The sequence below is a fragment of the Amycolatopsis sp. NPDC057786 genome, assembly GCF_042797905.1.
Classification (GTDB): Bacteria; Actinomycetota; Actinomycetes; order Mycobacteriales; family Pseudonocardiaceae; genus Amycolatopsis.
Genome location: NZ_JBHVKW010000105.1, coordinates 1 through 24298, shown reverse-complemented (window position 1 = coordinate 24298; position 24298 = coordinate 1). Strand labels below are relative to the sequence as shown.

General features: G+C 70.5%; 18 protein-coding genes. 4 read left to right on the top strand and 14 right to left on the bottom strand.

Annotated features, from left to right (window positions below; genetic code table 11):
* Window positions 1-36: 36 nt before the first annotated feature.
* The 10 genes from ACFVM3_RS35085 to ACFVM3_RS35040 form a co-directional block, all read right to left on the bottom strand.
* Window positions 37-2292, bottom strand: a complete 2256-nt coding sequence (locus ACFVM3_RS35085; protein ID WP_378444196.1) for a polyribonucleotide nucleotidyltransferase — start codon at window positions 2290-2292, stop codon at window positions 37-39.
* 228 nt (window positions 2293-2520) lie between these two features.
* Window positions 2521-2790, bottom strand: a complete 270-nt coding sequence (gene rpsO / locus ACFVM3_RS35080) for a 30S ribosomal protein S15 (RefSeq protein WP_003084034.1) — start codon at window positions 2788-2790, stop codon at window positions 2521-2523.
* A gap of 128 nt (window positions 2791-2918) precedes the next feature.
* Entirely contained in the window at window positions 2919-3428 is a 510-nt protein-coding gene (gene thpR / locus ACFVM3_RS35075) for an RNA 2',3'-cyclic phosphodiesterase (RefSeq protein ID WP_378444195.1), read from the bottom strand.
* A gap of 107 nt (window positions 3429-3535) precedes the next feature.
* The gene (locus tag ACFVM3_RS35070; RefSeq protein ID WP_378345219.1) at window positions 3536-4018 is read right to left on the bottom strand and encodes an XRE family transcriptional regulator; all 483 of its coding nucleotides are present in this window, start codon (window positions 4016-4018) and stop codon (window positions 3536-3538) included.
* A 116-nt stretch (window positions 4019-4134) separates the two neighbouring features.
* Complete coding sequence (locus ACFVM3_RS35065; RefSeq protein ID WP_378444194.1) at window positions 4135-5097, bottom strand: bifunctional riboflavin kinase/FAD synthetase; 963 nt, start codon at window positions 5095-5097, stop codon at window positions 4135-4137.
* A 390-nt stretch (window positions 5098-5487) separates the two neighbouring features.
* Window positions 5488-6411 (bottom strand): tRNA pseudouridine(55) synthase TruB, encoded by a 924-nt coding sequence (gene truB, locus ACFVM3_RS35060; RefSeq protein ID WP_257488118.1) that lies wholly within the window; start codon window positions 6409-6411, stop codon window positions 5488-5490.
* A 121-nt stretch (window positions 6412-6532) separates the two neighbouring features.
* Complete coding sequence (locus ACFVM3_RS35055; protein WP_378444193.1) at window positions 6533-7843, bottom strand: nitrate/nitrite transporter; 1311 nt, start codon at window positions 7841-7843, stop codon at window positions 6533-6535.
* A gap of 136 nt (window positions 7844-7979) precedes the next feature.
* On the bottom strand, window positions 7980-9302 hold the full coding sequence (locus ACFVM3_RS35050) for an MATE family efflux transporter (protein WP_378444192.1): 1323 nt from the start codon (window positions 9300-9302) through the stop codon (window positions 7980-7982).
* A 45-nt stretch (window positions 9303-9347) separates the two neighbouring features.
* The gene (locus ACFVM3_RS35045; RefSeq protein WP_378444191.1) at window positions 9348-10517 is read right to left on the bottom strand and encodes an MFS transporter; all 1170 of its coding nucleotides are present in this window, start codon (window positions 10515-10517) and stop codon (window positions 9348-9350) included.
* The gene (locus ACFVM3_RS35040) at window positions 10514-11587 is read right to left on the bottom strand and encodes an alkene reductase (RefSeq protein WP_378444190.1); all 1074 of its coding nucleotides are present in this window, start codon (window positions 11585-11587) and stop codon (window positions 10514-10516) included. The genes ACFVM3_RS35045 and ACFVM3_RS35040 overlap by 4 nt, the downstream gene beginning before the upstream one ends.
* A gap of 87 nt (window positions 11588-11674) precedes the next feature.
* On the opposite strand from ACFVM3_RS35040, the gene ACFVM3_RS35035 reads away from it, so the two are divergent.
* Window positions 11675-14302 carry an ATP-binding protein gene (locus ACFVM3_RS35035; protein ID WP_378444189.1) on the top strand — a complete coding sequence of 876 codons (2628 nt, stop codon included), beginning with the start codon at window positions 11675-11677 and terminating at the stop codon, window positions 14300-14302.
* A 9-nt stretch (window positions 14303-14311) separates the two neighbouring features.
* On the opposite strand, the gene ACFVM3_RS35030 is transcribed toward ACFVM3_RS35035, so the two are convergent.
* Together ACFVM3_RS35030 and ACFVM3_RS35025 are read right to left on the bottom strand one after the other, a co-directional pair.
* Window positions 14312-14968, bottom strand: a complete 657-nt coding sequence (locus ACFVM3_RS35030) for a M15 family metallopeptidase (protein ID WP_378444188.1) — start codon at window positions 14966-14968, stop codon at window positions 14312-14314.
* 25 nt (window positions 14969-14993) lie between these two features.
* Window positions 14994-18014, bottom strand: coding sequence for a BTAD domain-containing putative transcriptional regulator (locus tag ACFVM3_RS35025; RefSeq protein ID WP_378444187.1), 3021 nt, complete (start codon window positions 18012-18014; stop codon window positions 14994-14996).
* A gap of 167 nt (window positions 18015-18181) precedes the next feature.
* Here ACFVM3_RS35025 and ACFVM3_RS35020 point away from each other — a divergent pair, with 167 nt between their 5' ends.
* Window positions 18182-19441, top strand: coding sequence for an FG-GAP repeat domain-containing protein (locus ACFVM3_RS35020; RefSeq protein WP_378444186.1), 1260 nt, complete (start codon window positions 18182-18184; stop codon window positions 19439-19441).
* 39 nt (window positions 19442-19480) lie between these two features.
* Entirely contained in the window at window positions 19481-20818 is a 1338-nt protein-coding gene (locus ACFVM3_RS35015) for an FG-GAP repeat domain-containing protein (RefSeq protein ID WP_378444185.1), read from the top strand.
* A gap of 44 nt (window positions 20819-20862) precedes the next feature.
* Here ACFVM3_RS35015 and ACFVM3_RS35010 read toward each other — a convergent pair whose 3' ends face one another.
* Both ACFVM3_RS35010 and ACFVM3_RS35005 read right to left on the bottom strand, forming a co-directional pair.
* The gene (locus ACFVM3_RS35010) at window positions 20863-22026 is read right to left on the bottom strand and encodes a preprotein translocase subunit SecY (protein ID WP_378444184.1); all 1164 of its coding nucleotides are present in this window, start codon (window positions 22024-22026) and stop codon (window positions 20863-20865) included.
* A gap of 58 nt (window positions 22027-22084) precedes the next feature.
* On the bottom strand, window positions 22085-23083 hold the full coding sequence (locus ACFVM3_RS35005) for a bifunctional oligoribonuclease/PAP phosphatase NrnA (protein ID WP_378444204.1): 999 nt from the start codon (window positions 23081-23083) through the stop codon (window positions 22085-22087).
* A gap of 40 nt (window positions 23084-23123) precedes the next feature.
* Between ACFVM3_RS35005 and ACFVM3_RS35000 the strand changes: the two genes are divergently transcribed.
* The gene (locus tag ACFVM3_RS35000) at window positions 23124-24167 is read left to right on the top strand and encodes a TRM11 family SAM-dependent methyltransferase (RefSeq protein WP_378444183.1); all 1044 of its coding nucleotides are present in this window, start codon (window positions 23124-23126) and stop codon (window positions 24165-24167) included.
* Window positions 24168-24298 lie beyond the last annotated feature (131 nt).

Here is a 24298-nt window from a genome sequence, read left to right as displayed (position 1 = left end):
GACCCTTTCCTGACGTTTCACATCGGTCCAGCAGGATTACTGGGCGTCGGCCTTCGGAGCCTCGGCCTTGTCGCCTTCGGCGGCCTTGGCGTCCGCCGTGTCCTCTTCCTGGACCACGATCAGGCTGATCTTGCCGCGGTTGTCGATGTCGGCGATCTCGACGCGGAGCTTGTCGCCCACGTTGACCACGTCCTCGACCTTGGCGATCCGCTTGCCGTTGCCCAGCTTCGAGATGTGCACCAGGCCGTCCTTGCCCGGCAGCAGCGAGACGAACGCGCCGAACGCGGCCGTCTTCACCACGGTGCCGAGGAAGCGCTCGCCGACCTTGGGCAGCTGCGGGTTGGCGATGGCGTTGATCTTGTCGATCGCCGCCTCCGCCGACGGGCCGTCGGCCGCGCCCACGTAGATCGTGCCGTCGTCCTCGATGGAGATGTCGGCGCCGGTCTCCTCGGTGATCGAGTTGATCATCTTGCCCTTCGGGCCGATGACCTCGCCGATCTTGTCCACCGGGATCTTCACGCTGGTGACGCGCGGGGCGAACGGGCTCATCTCGTCCGGGCCGTCGATCGCCTCGGCGATGACCTCCAGGATGGTGAGGCGAGCGTCCTTCGCCTGCTTCAGCGCGGCCGCGAGGACCTCCGACGGGATGCCGTCGAGCTTCGTGTCCAGCTGCAGCGCGGTGATGATGTCCTTGGTGCCGGCGACCTTGAAGTCCATGTCGCCCATGGCGTCCTCGGCACCGAGGATGTCGGTCAGCGCGACGTAGCGGGTCTCGCCGTCGACCTCGTCGGAGATGAGGCCCATGGCGATGCCGGCGACCGGCGCCTTCAGCGGGACACCCGCGTTCAGCAGACCCATGGTCGAGGCGCAGACCGAGCCCATCGAGGTGGAGCCGTTGGAGCCCAGCGCCTCGGAGACCTGGCGGATCGCGTACGGGAACTCGTCCCGCTTCGGCAGCACCGGCACGAGGGCGCGCTCGGCGAGCATGCCGTGGCCGATCTCACGCCGCTTCGGCGAACCGACGCGGCCGGTCTCGCCGGTGGAGAACGGCGGGAAGTTGTAGTGGTGCAGGTACCGCTTCGTGGTCTCCGGGGAGAGCGAGTCGATCTGCTGCTCCATGCGGAGCATGTTCAGCGTGGTGACGCCCAGGATCTGGGTCTCACCGCGCTCGAACAGCGCGGAACCGTGCGCCCGCGGGATCACGGCGACCTCGGCGGCCAGCGAGCGGATGTCGGTCAGGCCGCGGCCGTCCATGCGGATCTTGTCCGTGAGGACGCGCTTGCGCATGATCTTCTTCGACAGGGCCTTGAACGCCGCGCCGATCTCCTTCTCACGGCCCTGGAAGGCTTCGCCCTCGCCGAGGCCGACCTTCTCCAGCACCGCGGCCTTGACCTGGTCGGTCGCGTTGTCGCGGTCCTGCTTGCCGGCGATGGTCAGGGCGTTCGCGAGGTCGTCGGTCGCGATGGCGGCGACGGCGTCGAACGCGTCCTGCTCGTAGGCCAGGTAGACCGGGAACTCGCCGGTCGGCTTCGCCGAGACCTCGGCGAGCTGCTGCTGCGCCTCGCACAGCACCTTGATGAACGGCTTCGAGGCTTCGAGGCCCTCGGCGACCGAGACCTCGTCCGGCGCCTTGCCGCCGGCGGCGATCAGGTCAAGGGTCTGCTCGGTGCCCTCGGCCTCGACCATCATGATGGCGACGTCGTCACCGACGATGCGGCCGGCGACCACCATGTTGAAGGTGGCCTGCTCCAGCTGCTTCCAGGTCGGGAACGCGACCCACTGGTCCTCGATCAGCGCGACGCGGACGCCGCCGATCGGACCGGAGAACGGCAGACCGGCGATCTGGGTCGACGCCGAAGCGGCGTTGATCGCGAGCACGTCGTACGGGTCGTCCGGGTTGAGGCTCTGGACGGTGATGACGACCTGGATCTCGTTGCGCAGGCCGTCGGTGAACGACGGGCGCAGCGGGCGGTCGATCAGGCGGGCGGTGAGGATCGCGTCGGTCGACGGGCGGCCCTCACGACGGAAGAACGCGCCGGGGATGCGGCCCGCGGCGTACATGCGCTCCTCGACGTCCACGGTCAGCGGGAAGAAGTCGAAGTGCTCCTTCGGGTGCTTCGACGCGGTGGTCGCCGAGAGCAGCATGGTCTCTTCGTCCAGGTACGCGACGACGGAACCGGCGGCCTGACGGGCCAGGCGGCCGGTCTCGAAGCGGACGGTGCGAGTGCCGAAACGGCCGTTGTCGATCACGGCTTCGGTTTCGTGCACGGTGACTCCGGTGGAGTCGGTCATAGGGTGTATCTCCTCTTTTGATCCTCTGTAACGGCGCGAGTCTCCCACCCTGGGACCTGTTTCGCCTGCGGACGCTCGAGGAGTGAGGCCGGTCTTCGATCGAAGCCCCCGGGCCGTTGCCCGGGAACCACTACCGAGGACCGGCGGACGGTACCTCGTGCGCGCTCGCGCCTCTGTTCTTAGACCGAGGGGGAGCGACCGATGTGGTCACTCCCCCTCGGGTTCAAGCTATCGGCGGAGGCCGAGACGCTGGATCAGCGCACGGTAACGCTCGATGTCCACCTTCATCACGTAGTTCAGCAGCCGGCGGCGGCGGCCGACCAGCAGCAGAAGCCCGCGACGGGAGTGGTGGTCGTGCTTGTGAGCCTTGAGGTGCTCGGTGAGGCCGACGATGCGCTTGGTCAGCAGCGCGACCTGGGCCTCGGGGGATCCGGTGTCCGAGTCGTGCACGCCGTACTCGGCAAGGATCGACTTCTTCTCTTCGGTGGACAAAGCCACAGTGGTGCTCCTAGATATCTGTGCCGTGCGGCCCGGACGATGTCTTCACGCCGGGTGAGACGGTCACGGCCGCCACGGACTGCAGCCGGACCCAATCATCAAGGCTACCAGTCCCGTGATCAGCGGCTTCAGGCGCGGGCGTGGTCCAGTGCGTACGACCGGATCACCCGGTAGCGCGAAAGGCCCTGTTCACGGTCACTGCTCATCAGAACGGCCTCGGTCGCCGTCCAGGTCTCACTGGTGAACCCGGCCAGCCGCTCCTCCCACGCGCTCGCGGCTCGCGGCCGGTCGCGGGGGAAGCGGGCCAGTGTCAGGTGGGCCACGTACGGCCTGCCTTCACTCTCCGCGCCGGCCTTCACGGCCAGCTCGTGGAGCCCGGTTCCGGACACACTCAACCACAGCACCCCGGGGAATGTCGCGGCCTTTTCCAGCCGGAGGTCGATCGGCCCCGCGCCGTCCAGCCGCCCGGCGAGCCAGTCGCCGCGGTCCGCCGGGTCGTCATGGCCGTAGAAACCGAGGGTGATATGCCAGTCTTCACGCGCTGACCAGCGGAAATCGTCTTCTTCGGGTGTGCCGAGCGCGGCGGCGACCTCGTCGAGGACGTCGTCGGGCGGGATCAACGCACTGAAGAGCGTCATGGGCACGGAACTCACGTGATCAGAGCCGTGATTCGCGTGATTGGCGGCGTAACTCATGAGTTACGCCGCCAATCACGCGAGTTCCGTCTTCAATCACGCGAATCACGTCAAGAACCGTTCCTCGCGGCGCGGCGCAGCAGGTCCGCCAGGGAGGGGAAGTCTTCGTCGAGCAGCTTCGCGGCTTCGGTGAGGTCTTCGTCCTCGCCGATGTCCCGCAGGGCCACGAGCACTCCCTGGTCGTCGGCGACGGCACCGACCGGGATGCTGTCCCTGCCCACCGTCGGCCGCGAATCGCGGACGTCCTCGAGGGCCTCCTGCATGGCCTTGCGGTCCCCCGCGGCGACCGCCGGGACCAGCACCTTGCGCTCCAGCATGATCATCTTGGCGAGGACGACCGGGTTGCCGATCTTCGCGCGGCGGCCGCTCATCACCTGGCTGAGCATGGGCGCGCTGATGCCGAGGACTTCGGCGAGGAAGGCCTGGGAGATGTCGAAGGCCACGACCAGTCTCCGCACGCGATCGCCGAGCGGCTCCCCGTACCACTCCCTCTGCAGCGCGATGTTCCGCTGGACGATCTTGTGGTCCTCCACCTTGGTCCGCTCCCCTTAACCCCATCGAACGCCATGCGCGGTCCGTGACATCTTGCCACCGGAACGCACGTGAGCGGGTGTGTTTGTCGATTGTCATCCGGCAAGGCCGGAACCGGTCAGTCCCGCTCGCCGAGCAGGTCCCTGGTACGGGCGACGTCCTCGTCGATCTGCGCCACCAGCCCCTCCGAGGTCGGGAACCGGACCTGATCCCGCAGCTTGGTGACGAAATCGAGCGCGACGTGCTGCCCGTAGAAGTCCTCGTCGATGTCGAGGACGAAGGCCTCGACGGTGCGTTCCCGCCCCGAGAAGGTCGGGTTGGTGCCGACCGACACGGCGGCCCGCAGCCGTCGGCCGGAATCCGACGAACGGGTGAACCAGGCGCTGTAGACCCCGTCGGCGGGCACCGCCGCGAACCGCGGCGTCGACAGGTTCGCCGTCGGGTACCCGAGATCGTGCCCACGGCCGTCGCCCCGGACGACGATGCCCTCCAGCCGGTGCGGCCTGCCGAGCGCTTCGGCCGCGGCGACGACGTCCCCGGCGTCGATGCACGAGCGGACGTAGGTCGAGGAGAAGGTGATGTCGTTGTCCGCCTGTTCCTGGGCGAGCAGGCCCTGCAGTTCCGCACCCTGCGCCACGAAACCGAACCGCTTCCCGAGCGTGCGGAGGAGTTCGACGTCACCGGCGGCCTTGGCGCCGAAGGTGAAGTTCTCCCCCACGATCACCGCGGCCGCGTGCAGTTTGTCCACGAGCACCTCGTGCACGAACTCGTGCGCCGTCAGCCGCGAAAGTTCGAGTGTGAACGGCAGCACGCAGAAGACGTCCACGCCCAGCCCCTCGACCAGTTCCGCCTTGCGGCGCAACGTGGTCAGCTGCGCCGGATGACTGCCAGGCCGGATCACCTCCGACGGATGCGGATCGAAGGTCAGCACCACGCTCGGCACGCCGCGTTCGGCGGCGGCGCGGACCGTCCTCGAAATCAGCTCCTGATGACCGCGGTGCACGCCGTCGAAGACGCCGATCGTCACCACACACCGTCCCCAGCTCCCGGGGAGGTCACCCAAACCACGCCAACGCTGCACTTCTAGCCCCGTCTCCTCAGGCCCGCTCCGTCCATCACCCTAGGCCGTGCCCTGCGCGGCACGCTCGCGGGCTTCGCGCCCAGGCGGCCCTGACTCGTGAGTGGTAAGGACGGCTAGAGCCGACCGTGTCTTAGCTACCTACTGCCGATGTGCCGGGTGGCGTTTTCGCGTGACTGGATGGACGACACACGTGTTGGGATGGACGACACGCGTGTTCAGGCGGACGATTCGCGATGAAACCCGGCCGCGCGTCGTGTCGTCCATCCAGTCACGCGTGTCGTCCGCCGGATCACGCGTGTCGTCCGGTCGATCACGGGAAATCGGCGGTGCTGGACCTCGTGAGCGGCGATTCGGGTTAGAACCGTCCTTAACCACTCACGGGTTCCCTGCCTAGGCGGGCAGCAACACGACCACCGACCGGGCCAGTTCGCCTTCGTCCGCGGCGAGCGCGAGCACCCGGCCGTCCGGCCCGAACATCCCGTACGTGCCCTCGATCCCGGCCGCGGGCACCCTCTGTCCATATCGGACCGCCTGTGCCATGCGGACGTCCAGATCCCGGCGCGGGAACGCGGCGGCGACGGCGGCGTCGAGGTCCAGCGACAGTTCCGGCTTGTCCTCGAGCTGGTCGAGGGTGCGGGCTTTGGCGAGGGTGAACGGCCCGACCGTGGTGCGGCGCAACGCGAGCAGATGCCCGCCGACGCCGAGCCCGGCGCCGAGATCTCGGGCCAAGGCGCGGACGTAGGTCCCCGACGAGCATTCGACGACGGCGTCGAGTTCGATCCGGCCCGCCTCGCGGCGGGTGGCGAGCAGGTCGAAGCGGTGCACGGTGACCGGACGCGGCGGGATGACGACCTCTTCGCCGGCGCGGACGCGGGCGTACGCGCGTTTGCCGTCGATCTTGACCGCGCTGACCGCGCTCGGCACCTGCTGGATGTCTCCGGTCAGCGCGGCGATCCCGGCCGCGATCGCTTCATCGGTGATCTTCTCGACGACGTCCGGGGCGGCTTCGGCGATCGGCTCGCCCTCGGCGTCGTCGGTCGTGGTGGACAGTCCCAAGGAGAGGGTCGCGAGGTAGGTCTTGCGGTCCAGTGCCAAGTGGCCGAGGAGTTTCGTCGCGCGTTCGATGCCGAGCACGAGGACGCCGGTGGCCATCGGGTCGAGGGTGCCGGCGTGCCCGACCTTGCGGGTGCCCATGAAGCGCCGCGCCCTGGCGACGACGTCGTGGGAGGTCATCCCGGACGGTTTGTCGACGATGACGAGACCGGGCGGCGGGGCTGGACGTTTCTTGGCTTGAGCCTGATTGGGGCGCGACACGGGCCGAACCCTATCTTTCGGCACCGGGCGGGGCTGAAGGGGACTTTCCCCGCGTCTCACGCGGTGAAGGGCGCTTTCGTCGCATGGCATGCGGGGAAAGTCCCCTTCAGCCGCACGGGACCTAGGACGAGACGGGCATCGGCGCTTCGGCGTCCCAGCGGCGGCGCCGGATCTGCACCGGGATCGCCTCGCCCCGGGCCTCGGCCTCGAACAGCACGGCGCGGGTGCGCCGCCACCACACGAGCATCCGGAAGGTGCCGAACGCGAGCACCGCGATCACCGACAGCAGCGCCAGCCGGAACGTGCCGCCCGTCCACTCCAGCAGCACGCCGACCGCGAGCGCCGAGATCGTCGTGGCCACGAAGCCCCCGACGTTCACCACCCCGGTCGCGGTGCCGACACGCGAGAGCGGGTTGTAGTCCCGCGCCAGCGCGAAACCGATCATCGACGCCGGGCCGCCGAGGGAAAGGAACGCGAACACGGGGACCAGTACCGCGACCGGGATCGTCCCGCCCCAGCCGAGCAGGACCGCCCACATCACCGCCGCGCCGCCGATGTACCCGCCGACGAGCGGCATCCGCAGCGACGGGCGCCGTCCGATCAGCCCGCCGATCACCGGCCCGCCGAGCATCGACCCGAACACGAACACGATCAGCAGCGAACTCGCGGTGGCCTTCGGATATCCCTGCCCCTGCACGAGGAACGGGACACCCCACAGCATGGTCAGCACGTTGGGGGCGAACATCGTGCTGAAGTGGACCCAGAAACCCAGCCGGGTGCCCGGGGTGCGCCACGCGGCGGCGACCTGGCGGCCCAGCAGCTTCGGGTGCACCCGCTCGCGCACGGGCGCCGGCTCGCCGGGCGGGGAGTCCTTGACGCGAAGGGCGACGACGGCCGCGTACAGCGCGGTCACCAGGCCGACGGCGAGGAACGTCGGGGTCCACCCGGGACCGTCGAGCAGCAGGCCGAGCGGGACCGTCGCGGCGAGGTTGCCGACGTAACCGATGGCCCCGGTCAGCGCGGCGAGCAGGGCGTACTGGCGGCCGGGGAAATGCGCGGCGATCAGCCGCATGATGCTCACGAAGGTCAGCGCGTCGCCGAAGCCGACGACGGCGCGGGCGACCAGGCCGAGCGGGTACGACTCCGCGACCGCGAGCAGGATCTGGCCGAGGCCGAGGAAGAACACGGCGCCGGTGAGCACGCGGCGCGGGCCGTAACGGTCGACGAGGACACCGGTGGGGATCTGCATCGCGGCGTAGACGCCGACCTGAAGAACGGTGAACGTGCCGAGCGCGGCCGCGCCGACGCCGAAGCGGTCGGCGGCCTGGAGCCCGGCGACACCGAACGAGGTGCGGTGGAAGACGGCGAGAAGGTAGACGGTGACGGCGGCGAACCAGATGAACCAGGACCGGCGGGTGGCTCGGCCTGTCACAGTGTTTCCTCCTTGAGCACGGTTCGGGCGTGGAGACGCCCGCACTGCCGCCTCATATAGTTGTAGCGCGTAAGCAACGACGAAACATAGCCGTTACCCGGGTGCTTTTCGCCACACGCCTCCCGCATCGAGAGGACTAAACGCGGACGGCGCCCTCGACGGCCCACCGCCCCGAGCGCCACCGCACCAGCAGGGTCGCCAGCCGCAGCAGCATGAACAGCGAGAGCCCGGTCCAGATCCCGGCCAGCCCCCAGCCGAATGCGAGCGACAACCAGACCAGCGGCAGGAACCCCACCGCCGCGCTCAGCAACGTCGCGTTGCGCAGGAAGGCCGCGTCGCCCGCGCCGAGCAGGACTCCGTCCAGCGCGAACACCACCCCGGCGATCGGTTGCAGCGCGACGAAGAACCACCACGCGTGCGGGATCTGGCCGAGCACGGCCGCGTCCGAAGTGAACACCTGGGGCAGCACCCCGGCCACCGCCGCGAACACGACGCCGAGGAAGCAGCCGAACACCAGGCCGTAGCCGGTGATCTGACGCGACAGCCCGCGAGCCCGTTTGCTCGCCCCCGCGCCGAGCGCGGCCCCCACGAGCGACTGCGCGGCGATGGCGAGCGAATCCAGCACCAGCGCGAGGAAGGTCCACAGCTGCAACACGATCTGGTGCGCGCCGACCGCCTCGGTGGACGTCCGCGCGGCGACCGCGGCGGCGGAGACGAAACACGCCTGGAAGGCGAGGCTGCGGAGCACCAGGTCCCGGCCGAGGCCGAGCTGGGCGCGCATCACCTTCGGCTCCGGGCGCAGCGGGACCCGTTCCCGCACCAGTGCCGCGATGAACAGCGACGCCGAGATCACCTGCGCGACCACGTTCGCGATCGCCGACCCTTCCAGCCCCCAGTCCGCGCCGTACACCAGCACCGGGCACAGCACGGCGGAGATCCCGTTGCCCGCCAGCACATAGCGCAACGGCTTCGCGGAATCCTGGACGCCGCGCATCCAGCCGTTGCCCGCCATCGTGATCAGGATGAACGGCGTCCCGAACAGCGCGATCCGCAGCCAGGAGACGGCGGCGTCGGTGATCGCGGCGTCGCCGGAAAGGACCCGTGCGATAGGCGCGGCCAGCAGCTGCCCGGCGACGATCACGACCAGCCCGACGATCACCGCCAGCCAGGTCGCCTGGACACCTTCGCGGACAGCGTCGCCACGACGACCCGCGCCGTGCAGCCGCGCGGTCCGCGACGTGGTGCCGTACGACAGGAACGTCAGCTGGCTCGAAACCTGCGACAGCACGACACCGCCGACGGCGAGCCCGGCCAGCGGCAGCGCGCCGAGGTGGCCGACGACGGCCGTGTCCACCAGGACGTACAGCGGTTCGGCGGCGAGGACGCCGAGCGCGGGCACGGCGAGGCCGAGCACGCGTTTCGGCGGGACGCGCTCGTCGGTTTCGGAGGCTTCAGGCACCAACGCAGACTAAAGGTCGTCGGTGCGACGCCGCGGACGCCGGTTTCAGAGGAGTGCGGCGATCGCGGGGCCGAAGGCGGCCCCCAGGAGGTAAGCGAGGTTGAACAGGCCCATCCCCGCCGCCCGGTGCGCTCCGGCGGCGGCTCCGGCGCGCACGGCGAAGACACCTTGGCCCGAGGCCGCCGCGAGCGAAGCGAGTGCCTGCGCGATCAGCAACGCGACGGGGGAAACGCTCACGCCCGCGAGCACCAGCGCGAGGGCGGCGAGTGCCGGGAACAGCACCGCCACCGTCCGGAACGACGTCTTCGCCGTCGCCGCGATGACCACATAGGACACCAGCCCGCCGAACAGCAGCGGCCACAGGATGGCGAGTCCGACTTCGCCGCTACTCCAGCCGGATTCCCCGGTCAGCCGCGGCGGCAGCACGTACATCAACCCGAAGTTGGCCACCGCGAGCGCGAACGCGAGCCCCGCCGCGACGAGGAACTCCGGTGCCCGCAGGAGCGCGGCAGGCACGAACCCGTCCGGCCGCGTCCTCAGGTGCCCGGCCAGCAGAACCGCGGCGACGACGACCGCGCCGCCCGCGGGCAGCCACGCGTGCGGCACGAACACCAGCGCGGTGACCAGCGCGGTCACCAGGATCGCGCCGACCGGGTCGAAACGTGACGGCACGACCGGCGTCGCGGGCGCCGACCGCAGTACCGCGGGCACGGCGAGGAGGCCGAGCGCGGGAAGGGCCAGCGCGAGTCGCCAGCCGAACGCGCCGCCGATCAGATCGCCGATCAACGGAGACGCCGCGCCGACGACCGCCAGCGACGAGGTGACCAGGCCCATCGCCCGTGCCGACCCGGCCATGGTCATGGCCATCGTGGTGAATCCGGCGGTGCCGAGCCCCTGCGAGGCACTACCGGCGACCAGCACCGGCAACCACGGAACGGTCGCCACCGCGACGGCACCCGCCAGCACCAATGCGGCGCAGGTGAGCACCGCCGTCCGGATCCCGCGATGGTTCTGCAGCCCGCCGAGCAGCGGGGTGCCGACGGCGATCCCCCAGCCGAACGCCGTCACGATCCACGTCACCGCCGGGATTCCGGTGCCGAGCGCCGCGGCCGCGTCGGGCAGGATCAACGACGGCCCGGCGATGCCGAACGACAACGGACCGGCCAGCAAAGCCAGCCATGGCCCCGGAATCCCGGCGCGAACGGGCACGCTCATCGAGCGGCCATGGTCGGGTAGTCGGTGTAACCGCGGTGGTCGCCGCCGTAGAAGGTCGCGGGATCGGCGTCGGCGAACGGCCCGCCGGCGACGATCCGGGCGGGCAGGTCCGGGTTGGCGAGCCACAGCTGACCGAGGCTGATGACGTCGGCGACACCTTCCCGCAACGCGTCCACGCCGTCCGCCACGGTCGCCGGTTCCGGGCCCGCCGGGTGCGGGTTGAGGATGAGGGTGCCCGGCCATTCGGCGCGGAGGAGCTTGGTGATGTCCCGCGTGCCGAACTCCGAGATGTGCACGTAGGCCAGCCCTGCCGGACCGAGCGCGCGGACGAGGGCCGGGTAGAGGTCTTCGGTGTCGCTCTCCAGGGTGCCGTTGAGAGTGGAGCCGGGTGACAGCCGGATGCCGGTGCGCTCCGGGCCGATCGCGTCGGCGACCGCCCGCGCCACCTCCACCGCGAACCGGATGCGGTTCTCGATCGGGCCGCCGTAGGCGTCGGTGCGCCGGTTGGTGTTGTCGGCGAGGAACTGGTGGATCAGGTAGCCGCTCGCTCCGTGCAGTTCGACGCCGTCGAATCCGGCGTCCATCGCGAGCCGCGCGGCGGCGGTGAACTCGTCCACGGAACGCGCGATGTCCGCCAGCGTCATCTCCCGCGGTCGCGGGTGATCGAGCAGGCCGTCGGGGGTGTACAGCTTTTCGCCCGACGGGATCGCCGTCGGGGCCAGCGGCAGGCTGCCGTCCGGGTAGAGCGAGGGGTGCCCGATCCGGCCGGAGTGCATCAGCTGGACGAAGATCCGGCCACCGCGCTCGTGCACGGCCTCGGTGACCGCGCGCCACGCGGCGGCATGCTCCGGGGTGTGCAGGCCGGGCGTGTCGATGTAGCCCTGGCCGATCACGCAGGGTTGGGTGCCTTCGGTGATGATCAGCCCGGCGGCGGCGCGCTGCGCGTAGTACTCGGCGGTCAGCCCGGTGACGTGGCCGCCCTTCGCGCGGCTGCGGGTCATCGGCGCCATCGCCAGGCGGTTCGGGAGGGACAGGGTGCCCACAGAGACCGGGGCCAGCAACTCGTTCATACCCGGAAGCTTGGTCCGGGCGGGCCGTTCCCGAATCGGTAAGGTTTCGGTACCGGGGTACTGGGATTCGGCGTACGTACCTCACTCATGGTCACGGAGGCCGGCGTGTTGTACGGCAGGGCCGGCGAACAGGCGGCGATCGAAACGCTGCTGTCCGCGGCTCGCGCCGGCCGCAGCGGCGCGCTGGTGCTGCGCGGCGAGGCGGGGATCGGGAAATCCGCGCTACTGGGCTGGGCGGCCGAAGCCGCATCCGGGCTGCGCGTGCTGTGGGTCAAGGGGATCGAAGCCGAAGCCGATCTGGCGTTCGGCGGGCTGGTCCAGTTGCTGTGGCCGGTACAGGACCGGATCTCCGCGCTGCCCGGCCCTCAGGCCGAAGCGTTGCGTGCGGTGCTGGACTCGGGCCGCACCAGCGGCCAGGACCGGTTCTTGACCGGGCTCGCCGTCCTCACCCTGCTCGCCGACGTCGCCGACGACGGCCCGGTGCTGTGCCTTGTGGACGACGCGCAGTGGCTGGATCGCGCGACGGCGGACGCCTTGCTGTTCGCCGCCCGGCGGCTCGCCGCGGATCGTGTCGCGATGGTGTTCGGGGCGAGGGACACCGGTTTCGCCGCGGCGGATCTGCCGGAACTGCGCCCGGCCCGGCTCGACCCGGACGACGCCGCGCGGCTACTGGCCGAACGAGGGCTCGCACCGCCGTCACCGGCGAGGGTGATCGCGGAATCGGCGGGCAATCCGCTGGCACTGCTCGAATTCGCGGCCTCGCAACGGGAACCCGACGCGACCGCCGGACCGCTGCCCGTGGCCGACCGCGTGCTGGCGGGCTTCCGCGCGCAGATCAGCGCGTTGCCGTCGCGGACCCGGCTGATGATGCTCATCGCCGCGGCCGAGGGACGCGGGCACCTGCCGACGCTGCTCGGGGCCGCCGAAACGCTGGGTGTCGGGCTCGCCGACCTGGAACAGGCCGAGACCGCGCGGCTCCTGGAGGTCACCGGGGGTACCGTCACCTTCCGGCATCCGCTGATCGGCACGGCCGCCTACCAGGGTGCCGTCCTCGCCGGCCGGATCGCGGTGCACCAGGCGCTCGCCGAGTCCACTTCGGACGCCGACTGCCGGGTCCGGCACCTCGCCGTCGCCACCACCGCTCCCGACGAGGGAGTCGCCGCGGAGATCGTGCGCTCGGCCGAACGCGCGCGGGCGCGCACGGCGTTCACCGCGGCCGCCGGGTTGTACCGGCAGGCCGCACGGCTCACCGCCGATGCCGGGACACGAGCGGCGCGGCTGGGAGAAGCCGCGTCACTGGCGCTCGCCGCCGGGCACGGGAAGCAGGCCGCCGAGCTGGTCCGGCAGGCGGCACCGCTGACTGAGGACACCAAGGCCCGCGCCTTGCTGGCGCAGGTGGAGGCGGCCACGGAGTTCGAACTGGGGGACGGCCGCGGGGCCGCCCGCCTTCTCGTCGAGCACGCACGGTCGGCCGAGTCGTCCGACGCGGTGGCGATAGCGCGCACCGGCGCCCGGTACGCGTGGTCCTCCGGCGACCGGGGGACCGTGCGGGCCGCGAACGACGCGCTGGACGGCGGCGACCCGGTGGTCGAGGGCATGGCCGCGCTGGTGGACGACGACTTCGCGACCGGGTTGCCGCTGCTGGCCGAGTACGTCGCGCACGCACCGGGCTCCGATCCCGGCCGGACCTACTGCGCGATGATCCTCGGCGATGACACGGTGACGAGGGAACTCGCGCTCGCCGAAGTGGCTCGCTGCCGCCGCGAAGGGCTGATCGGTCTGCTCCCCCAGGTGTTGCAGGACCTCGCGGGGGCGCAGGTTTCGGCCGGGCTGCACCGGGACGCGGCCGCGTCGGTCGCCGAAGCGGTGCGGATCTCCCGCGACACCGGATCGCGCCGTCGGTTGCCCAGGCTGAACGCCGTGGTGGCGCGGGTGGCGGCGATCGAGGGGGACGAACGGCGCTGCCGGGAGCTGGCGGAGGTGCCGCCGGACGCGGGTGGTGCGGCGAGCACGGTGGCACTCGCGCTGCTCGACCTCGGCCTCGGCCGCTATGAGTCCGCTTTGGACCGCTTGGAGACCTTGCTGCGCGGACCGCTCGGCTATACGACGGTGGCGATCACGGCGGCCGCCGACCAGCTGGAGGCGGCGGTACGCCTTGGTGATCCGGGCAGGGCCGAACCCGCCTTTCGCCGGTTCGAGGCGTGGGCGGAGGCCGGCGATCAGGCATGGGCCAAGGCGGTGGCGGCACGCTGCCGCGCCATGCTGGCCGACGACGAGCCGCATTACCTGCGAGCGCTGGAATGGCACTCGTCCGGCGAACGGCCTTTCGAACGGGCCCGCACCGAATTGCGCTACGGCGAATGGCTGCGCCGAGCCAAACGCCGTAGTGACGCCCGCGTTCCGCTGCGCTCGGCGCTGGAGGTCTTCTCCCGGCTGCACGCGAAACCGTGGGCCGACCGGGTCAGGATCGAACTCGGGGCCACCGGCGACTCCGGCCCGATGGCCGAACCCGCCGCGGAGAACCCGCTGGATCGTCTTACGTCGCAGGAACTCCAGGTGGTCCGGCTGGCCGCGGACGGCAGCACGAGCCGGGAAATCGCCGCACAGCTGTTCCTCAGCCCGCGTACGGTCGAGCACCACCTTTACCGGGCGTACCCGAAACTCGGCGTGCGGTCCCGGCGGGAGCTGGCCCGGCTGGACCTCGGCCTGGGTTGAGCGGCGAGCTCACACCGGGAACGCCGCCGGGCCGAAGCGCGCGTGCTTCACCCCGGTGACGTACGCCCAGTACCGGTCGCCGTAGGACCAGTGCCACCACTCGCTCGGGTAGTTCACGAATCCGGTCGCGGTCATCGCGTCGATGAGCGTTTCCCGGTTGGCGCGCGCTTCGGGGCCGATCAGCGGGGAACCGGTGAAACATTCCGTCCCGTACTCCGGCGGCGTCGCGTTCACGTCGGTGCCCATCGGCAGCTCGACGCCGTCGACGGTGCACAGCGTGAGGTCCACCGCTCCCCCGGCGACATGCGGCGCGACTTCGGGCGGTGACACGTAGGTGGCGGCTTCGGCGGCCACCCGCTCGGACGGCCAGCCGGGGTTGGCGCGCGCGATCCGGGCCTTGCTGTCCGCGAAGTACCGCTCCTGCACCTCTCGCGGCCGGAACCCTTCGACGACGAGCAGGCGCAGCCCGCGCGGGAGCTGGCATTGCGCCGCGACGAGCCGGTCCGCGACGCTGAGCCGCACGTGCGCGTAGGCGCCCCGTTCGTCGGCGAGCCTGGGGTCTGTCCGGATGGCAACGGTTTCCCGCAAGTCCACCAACGGTTCGCCGCATTCCCGGACGGACATGGCTGCGATACGGGGATCCGACAAGGACACGAACGAAGACATGCGCCCCACTGTCCACCAGTGTCCTTCAGGAACGCTGTAACCCCGTTACAGCGGAGAGTTCCTCGTACTCGCGGGCGCCGTAGGTCCGGAAGGTCTCCAGGGCCTCCGCCGTCATCCGCTCCCCGGCCGGCGCGTCGCCGAGTGCGTCGTGCACCTGGGCGAGGGTGCGCAACGTCCGTGCCCGGAACAGTTCGGCGCGCAGGTCGGTCCACCGCTGGAGCGAGTCCTCAAGGCAGTCTTTCGCTTGGTACAACCGGCCTTCGGCGAGATGCACCTCCCCGACGACGCGGAGGGTGCACGCGTGGCCGAAGGCGTCGCCAAGCTCGCGGCAGACCTCCAGCGCGTTCTCCGCCAGCCGCCTCGCCGCGACCGAGTCCCCGCGCCGCAGCAACGCCTTGGCCAGCGCGCGTTCGGAATAGGCGACCAGCATCCGGTCTTCGGATCCCTCGAAGACCGCGAGCGCCTCGCGCGCGAACTGTTCGGCTTCGGCCCACTCGCCGCGGGCCCGGTGGTACAGCGACAGGCTGCGCAGCGTCAGCCCTTCGCCGCGTCGCGAGCCCGCCGCCGCGAACGACGTTCGTGCCTCGGTCAGCGCGGTCAGCGTTCCCGGGTAGTCCCCCATCTCCAGCCGGACCGTGCCCGCCAGCCGGTGGACGTGCCCCATCGCCCCCGGATCGTCCAAACCGGACCACATCCGCCCGGCGCGGTCCAGGAAGTGCACCGCCTCGGGCAGATAACCCTGCTCACGGCACGCGGCGCCGAGCGCGGCGAGGGTGGCCGCCTCGCCCCGGACGTCACCGGCGGCACGGAACATCGACAACGCCTGGCTCAGATGCGCGCGGGAGCGGGGGAAGTCGTCGTGCTCGTAGTACAGCTGCCCCAGCCCCGCGAGCAGAGTCGCCTCGCCCAGTGCGTTCTCGGTGCGGCGGGCCGCGGTGAGCGCCGCGTCGTGGGTTCGCCGCCACGACCCGAGCGAATCGTCGAGTACCCGGTTGTGCCCGCCGAAAGCGGTGCCGCACAAGGCCGACGCGAGTTCGACCGCGATGTCGACCAGGTCCAGTGACGCGGCCAGCTCGACGGCGGTGGTCATCGCCTCCTCCTCGGCGCGGAACCACTCGTACGGCCGGGCCTCGACGCGCCGGGCGATCTCCTCGTCGACGGGACGGCCCAGCCGGGACCTGCCCTGGATCGACGGCACGGCGGGCGGCAGGGTCTCGTTGACCCGCTCCACCAGCCAGATCCACGCACCGAGCACCCGCTCGACGGTGGCGGCCCGATCCTCGGCCGCTTCCTCCTCGACCGCGCGTTCCAGCGCGAACAGGCGGACGAGGTCGTGCAGCCGGTACCGCATGAGCCCCAAGGAATCCACGCCGTCGACTTCGAGCAGGGAGACGTCGACGAGGTCTTCGAGCACCTGCTCCGCGTCGTCGAGCTCCGCCTCCATCGCCGCCGCGGCGACCCAGGCGGGGAAGTGGGTGAGGCCGAGCAGTCCCAGCCTGCGCAACGCGGTCCGCACTTCCTTGTGCAGCAGCGTGTAGCTCAGGTTGATGCTGGCGCGGACCTCCTGGTCGCCGACCACCAGTTCGTCGAGACGCCGCTGCTCGTGCGCCAGACGGCTCGCCAGCCGGGACAGCGTCCACTGCCGCCGGGAGACCAGCCGCGCGCCGGCGACGCGGATCGCGAGCGGCAACTGCCCGCACAGCCCGGTGATCTCGGCGGCCGACGCGGGTTCGGTGCTCGCCCGATCCGCCCCGACGATGCGGGTGAACAGATCGAGCGCGGCGTCGGCGGGCAGCACGCCGAGTTCGAGGAAGGTCGCGCCCGCCAGCGCGGGCAGCCGGTTGCGCGAGGTCACGATCACCGCGCACCCCGGGCTCCCTGGCAGCAACGGCCGGACCTGCGCCTCGTTCGCGGCGTCGTCGAGCACGACGAGGGTCCGGGTGCCCGCGAGCAGCGTCCGGTACCGGGCGACCCGCTCTTCGAGTGACCCGGGCGGCGGCGTCGCGGGGTCGAAATCACGCAGGACGCGGCCGAGTACCTCCTCGGCGGTCGACGGCGTGCCGGTGGAACCGTGGAGCTCCAGATGGACCTGACCGTCGGGGAACCGCTCGGCGATCTCGTGCGCGGCCCGGTGCGCCAAAGTGGACTTGCCAACGCCGCCCGCACCGGCGACGACGGCGACCGGCATCGTGCCGGGCCGCACCAAGGTCGCGCGCAGCGTCGCGAGTTCCGGCGCGCGGCCGGTGAAATCGGGCGGCGGCGACGGCAACTGCCGCGGCGTTCGGGAGGTGACGGCCGGGAGCAGGGCCGCGTCGCAGCGCAGGATCGACTCGTGCACCCGGCGCAGCTCCGGCCCGGGGTCGATGCCCAGTTCGTCGCTCAGCGCCTTCCGGCCGCGTTCGTACACTTCAAGCGCTTCGGCCTGCCGTCCGGACCGGTACAACGCGACCATCAGCCCGCCGCGCAGCCGCTCCCGGGTGGGATGCAGGGCGACCAGCTCGGTGAGCTCCGCGAGCAGCCGTGGCCCCTGTCCCGCCGCGAGATCCGCGTCGACCCGCTCCTCGGTGACGGTCAACCGCAGCTCGTCGAGCCGGGTCGCCTCGGCACGCAGGAACGACTCCCCGATCCCGCCGAGCGCGGGCCCGCGCCACAGGGCGAGGCCGATGCGGAAGAGGTCCGCGGCTTCGGTGTGATCGCCGTTCTGCGCGGCCTGCCGTCCCCGTTCTACCAGCTGTTCGAACATCCGGACGTCGAGGGCGTCCTCGGCGACGTCGGCGCGGTAACCGTTCCGGTCGGACACGATGACCTGCGGCAACCCGGCCGCGTCGAACGCCCGGCGCAGCGTCGCGACATACGTCTGCACCACCGCGCGGGCGGTCGTGGGCGGTTCTTCGCCCCACACCACGCCGATCAGCCGTTCGGCGGGCACCGTCCGGCCGTAGCCCAGCAGCAGCGCGGCGAGCAGTGTGCGCGGCTTCGTCCCCGGGAGCGCGATCGGCCCCGACGGGCCGGCCACCTCCATCGGCCCGAGCAGAGAAAACCTCATCCGTCCTCCCCCAGAGCGGATCCCTACAGCGCGCCGCCTCGCTGTAGCCCGCGCTGAAGCGTGGCTACAGCGGCCTCCCGGAGCCTCTGTGTCGTCCACGAACATCATGCTCAGGAAAGGTCGTCATGAACAGCTCCGGTTCTCCAACGGCGGTCCGCTTCGCCGCCATGATCACGGCCCTCGTGACACTGGTCGCAGGCTTGCTCACGTTCGGCACGCGAAACGAGGCCGACGCGGCGTCGACGGTCGGGGGATCGATCACCCGCGCGGAGATCATCGCCAGGGCCAAGTACTGGTACGACCGGGGCGACACCTGGTACAGCCAGAACCAGTCGGACGCGATCTCCGACGGCACCGGCGGCAAGTACCGGCCGGACTGCTCCGGTCTGGTCGCGATGGCCTGGCACCTGCCCAAGAAGTCCGACGGCTGGGATCTCAACACCGACGACTTCGAGTCCTACTCGCACAAGTCCTGGGTGCCGAGCCTGCACGACCTGCTGCCCGGTGACGCGCTGCTCAAGAACGGTCACATCGAGCTGTTCGAGAAGTGGGTCGACTCCGGCGACCACAGCGCCGGCGCCTGGGTCTACTCGGAGAACACCTACGGCCAGAAGACCAACCACAACATCAACAGCTGGTCGGAGATGACCACCTATCGCGGCATCCGTTACGACAAGATCATCGAAAAGTCCCTCGACGGCGGGGACTTCGACGGCAACGGCGCCGGCGACATCTACGCGACCGGCACCGGAACCCTGACGATCTGGAACGGCAAGGGCAACAACAACTTCGGCGCCGCCGATGCCGTGGGCGGCGGCTGGGACGGTTTCACCCGCCCCGCGGCGGGCGACTTCAACAAGGACGGCAAAACCGACCTCGCCGCCGTCAAGGACGGCACCCTCTACGTCTGGAACGGCAAGGGCGGCAACAAGTTCGGCACCGCCGACGCCGTCGGCAGCGGCTGGGCACCGTTCACCGCACCCGTCGCAGGCGACTTCAACAACGACGGCGTCAGCGACCTGTCCGCGGTCAAGGACGGCACCCTCTACATCTGGAACGGCAAAGGCGGCAACAGGTTCACCACCGCGGACGCCGTCGGCGGCGGCTGGGGCTCCTTCACCGCGCCCGTCGCCGGTGACTTCAACAACGATGGCAAGACCGACCTCGCCGCCGTCCGCGACGGCAGCACGCTCCACATCTGGAACGGCAAGGGCGCCAACAGGTTCGGCGACGCGGACGCCATCGGCGGCGGCTGGGGTGTCTACCACCGCACCCTGATGTCCCTCGGCGACGTCAACAAGGACGGCCACAGCGACATCGGCGCCATCGACCAGACCACCGGCACCTTCTACCTCTGGAACGGCAAGGGCGGCAACAAGTTCGGCGCCGCCGACGCCCTCGGCGGCGGCTGGCTCCCCCACTTCTGACCGTTCCGTCCCCACCCCACGACCTTGGAGGGTCGACCAGTGTCGAAGAACTTCGCCCGCCGTGCGACCACGGCAGCCCTGACCGTCTTCGCGATCACCGCCCTGTCGCCCGTCGCGCACGCCGAAGAAGAGCCGGCGGGCTTGGTGACCGCCGCCTACGCCACCGCGCCGTGCGACCGCGCGGGCACGACCAGCCGGGACGCCGCCCTGGCCACGCAGCTCAACGGGACCCTGACCGCGAAGATGCGGGGATATCTGACCGCGTACCGCGTTTCGTGTGCCCGCGTGGTGGTGGAAGCGGTCCGCGATCGCGGGCTGAGTCAGAGAGCCGCGGCCATCGCCATCGCCACGGTGATCGTGGAGACGAGTCTCCAGAACATCAGCGAGGAGGTCGACCACGACAGCCTCGGCCTGTTCCAGCAACGCGCGTCCTGGGGCAGCGCCACGAACCGGCTCAACCCCGTCTGGGCCACCAACGCCTTCCTCGACAAGATGGTGCGCGTGTACCCGAACGGGTCGTGGAGCAGTGCGCCGATCGGTGAGGTGTGCCAGGCGGTGCAGGTCTCGGCCTATCCGGACCGCTACCAGACCGAAGCCGGTGACGCGCAGAAGATCGTCAGCGCGCTGTGGCAACGCTCGGTCGCGGACGGCGCGGACTTCGACGGCAACGGCGCCGGCGACATCTACGCGACCGGCACCGGAACCCTGACGATCTGGAACGGCAAGGGAAACAACAACTTCGGCACCGCAGACCCCGTCGGAGGCGGCTGGGACGGCTTCACCCGCCCCGCGGCAGGCGACTTCAACAAGGACGGCAAAACCGACCTCGCCGCCGTCAAGGACGGCACCCTGTACGTCTGGAACGGTAAGGGCGGCAACAAGTTCGGCACCGCCGACGCCGTCGGCAGTGGCTGGGCACCGTTCACCGCGCCCGTCGCCGGCGACTTCAACAACGACGGTGTCAGTGACCTGTCCGCGGTCAAGGACGGCACGCTCTTCATCTGGAACGGTAAGGGCGACGGCAGGTTCACTCCCGCCGACTCGGTCGGCGGCGGCTGGGAACCTTTCACCGCACCCGTGGCGGGCGATTTCAACAACGACGGCAAAACCGACCTCGCCGCGATCAGGGACGGCAACACGCTTCACATCTGGAACGGCAAGGGTGCCAACAGGTTCGGTGCGGCCGACTCGATCGGGAGCGGTTGGGGCGACTACCACCGCACCTTGATGTCGCTGGGAGACGTCAACAAGGACGGCCACAGCGACATCGGCGCCATCAGCCAGAGCACCGGCACCCTTTATCTCTGGAACGGCAAGGGCGGCAACAAGTTCGGCGCCGCCGACGCCCTCGGTGGCGGTTGGCTCCCGCACTTCTGAGCCGGTCACGGTCCGCGCCCGTACCCCGGGCGCGGACCGTTCGCTCAGCGGAGGAACGGTTCGTAGCGCCGTTGCTGGCGCAGCGATTCGATCTGCCGCGTGGTGTCGAGCGAGACACTGACGAAGAAGACGAGGACCACCTGCAGGGTCACCCCGGTGACCAGCAGCGCCGGGCTCGCGTCCAGCAGGGCCAGACCGGCGGCCGGGATCAGCGCGACCACGCCCGAGCAGAGCGCTCCGAACGCGAGGATCCGGCGGTTCACGTAATCGAGGTACTCGGCCGTCCAGGTGCCCGGCCGGATCCCGGGGACGAAACCGCCCGCCCGCACCAGTTCGCCCGCCACCTTGTCCATGCTCTGCGCCACGGCCGCCCGCATGAAGGCGAAGAGGCAGACGAGGACGAAGTAGACCGCGATCCACCCGGGATCTTCCAGCCCGAAGTAATGCACCGGCACCGCCAGCAGGACCGCGGCGACGACGGCCGGACTGTTCGCTTGGGGGAAGCGAAGGGGAATGTACGTCGCCGTCCCGCCGTAAATGCGTCTGCCGATCATCCGCTTGGCGTACTGCACCGGGACGTGGCGCTGTCCCTGCGCGAGGACGATCGTGAGCACCGTGATCGACAGCGTCACCACGGTCAGCACCGCGATCGCGGCCCAGCCCGCCCTTTCGTACAGGCGCAGGAACTCCCCGGGCAGCACCGCCAAGACCTGCGCGAGCAGCAGGATCCGGACGCCGTCGCCGAAGCCGCGGTCGGTGATCACCTCGGTCAGCCGCAGGACCAGAGCGGTTCCCGCGGTGAGGCACGCCACCGTCACGGCTCCTTCCAGGACGTTTTGCCCGCCGAACACGACCACGCCGACGGCACCCAGTAGGCCGAGTAAGACGACGAGCCGCCGCTGATACCGCTTCAGCACCCGTGCGCCGGCTTCACCTTCGGCCCGGAGCGCGGCCAGCCGCGGGATCAGGGCGATCAGTCCCCGCAGGAGCCGCGGGGCGGCCAGGCAGGGCAGGACACCGAACGCGAACACCGGCAGGGTGGCCAGGCCGCCGCCGGTGAGGAGGTCGAGGATCCAGCGCAGCGGGTGATCGGCTTCCGGCGCGCGGACGGTCACATGCGGGGTGGGCAGGCTCTGGCCCAGCCGGAACAGCACGATCACGCCCAGCGTGACCAGGATCCGGCGGCGGAGGGAGTCTCGGTCGTTCATCGTGGGGATCACGTTAGGAACGACCGATGAAATTACGATGACACCGCTCGTCAGCGGGTCACAACAGCGGCGCCCTCGACAGTGCGTCCCGCAGCCTGCCGAGCACCTCGTCCGCCGTCCCCTCCGCGGTGCACCCGGCCGCCTGGCGATGGCCGCCGCCACCCAGCTCCCCCGCGGCCGCCGAGACGTCGACGCCACCCGCCGAGCGCAGCGAGACCGTCCATCGCTGCCCCGGCCCGGTCGGTTCGGCTTCCTTGAGCACCACGGCGACCCCGGCCTCGCGAGTGGACCGGACGACGTCGATGACCGCTTCGACCTCCTCGGCGCGGACGGATCGCGCGGCGTCGAGGGTCACCACCGCGTGCGCGAGGCCGAAGCCGCGTGCCTCGTCCGGCTCGAGGCGCGCACCCGCGAGGACGTCCGAAAGCATCGGCAACCACGCGAACGGGTGATCGTCGACGATCTCGCGGACCACCTTGTCCGGGTCGACACCGGCTTCGAGCAGCTTGGCGGCCATCAGATGGGTCGACGGCCGGGCCCGGCGGAACCCGCTCGTGTCCGTGACGACCCCCGCGTACAGGCAGCGCGCGATCGGCTCGTCGATCTCGGTACCCAGTTCGGCCAGCAACGCGAAAACGAGGACGGCGGTGGCTTCGGCGGTGTCGTCGACGACGTGGTGCGTGCCGTAGAAGACGTTGGACGCGTGGTGGTCGATCACCAGGACGTCGCCGCCCGCCGCGCGAACGGCGTCCACCCGCGACGCGAGCTTCCCGAGCCTGCCCGGAGTGGGCGTATCGAGCGCGACCAGCAGCTGCTCACTCTCCGGCAGCTCGCTCGCGGGGACGAAGAGCCCGCCGACGTCCAGGCCCCGCAGGGTTTCGGGCATCTCCTCGGGCTCGCCGACCGAGACACGGACCTTGACGCCGCCACGCAGCTGGAGCGCCCGGCCCAGCGCCAGCGCGCTGCCGAGCGCGTCGGCGTCCGGGCGGACATGGCCGAGCAGGGTCACGTCGTTCGCGCGCGCCAGCAGGGCGGCGGCTTCCTTCAGGTTCGGCACTGGAGTCGCTGTCACAATCAGTCAAGCTACGCTCTACCGGATGTCCGAGTACGCGATCCTGGTCTACCCGTCCGCCAACCGGGTCTACACCGACTCCACTCCGGCCCTGCTGCGCGCGGAGCTGGCGGTGTTCGGTCTGTCCGCCTTGGAGACCGAGGTCTCCGAGATCGGCGAGACGGAACTCGGCGGCGTCGGCTACCTCACCTTCACCACGCCCGCCCCGCTGAGCGAACGCGATCTCGCGCTCCTTTCGAACCTTTCCGCGCTGTACGCGCTGTTCGAACTCGGCGACGGCGTCCTGAAGCCGGTGACGATCAGCCCGCTCGCGAACTTCGACTCGGATCTGCTGACCATCCAGAAGTACCCTGGCAAGACGAACGAGCTGTTCACCAAACTCCTCGTCAACGTCACCCTGATGTCGACGGCGAACCCGGCCGCGATGCTGGACAAGCCGCTGCACCTGCTCGATCCGCTCTGCGGCCGCGGGACCACGCTGAACCAGGCGATGATGTACGGCTTCGACGCGACCGGCCTCGACGTCGACGGCAAGGATTTCGACTCCTACGAGCTGTTCATCAAGACCTGGCTGAAGCAGAAGCGGATCAAGCACAGCGCCGAAGCCGGCCAGGTGCGCCGCAACAAGGTCCGCCTCGGCAGGCGGCTCGACATCGGCTTCGGGGTCACCAAGGAGCTGTACAAGGCCGGCGAGGTCCGCAAGCTGACCTACCTCAACTGCGACACGCTCACCACCGACGAACTGCTGCGGCCGAACTCGGTGGACCTCATCGTCACCGACGCCCCGTATGGCGTGCAGCACGGCAGCCACCGCACTCAGGACGCGTCGCTCGCGCGCAGCCCGCGTGACCTGCTCGCGGCCGCGGTCCCGGTGTGGACCCGGGTACTGCGGCCCGGCGGCGCGCTCGGCATCTCCTGGAACACCAACGTCGCGCCCCGCGAGGAACTCGCCGCGATCCTGGACAAGGCCGGGCTGGAAGTCCGCGAGGACGGTCCGTTCGCGGAGTTCGCGCACCGGGTGGACCAGGCGATCGTGCGGGACCTGATCGTCGCGGCCAAACCGGCCTAACGTTCCCGCGTTTCGTCCTCTGAACGCGGTGGTTGGCATCGCGCACTATGTCCGTGGCCTGTCGCGAGTGTGCCCGGCGAGCGTGTCGCGAAAGCCACTTTCGCGACGTCTGATGTCCCGAAAGTGGCTTT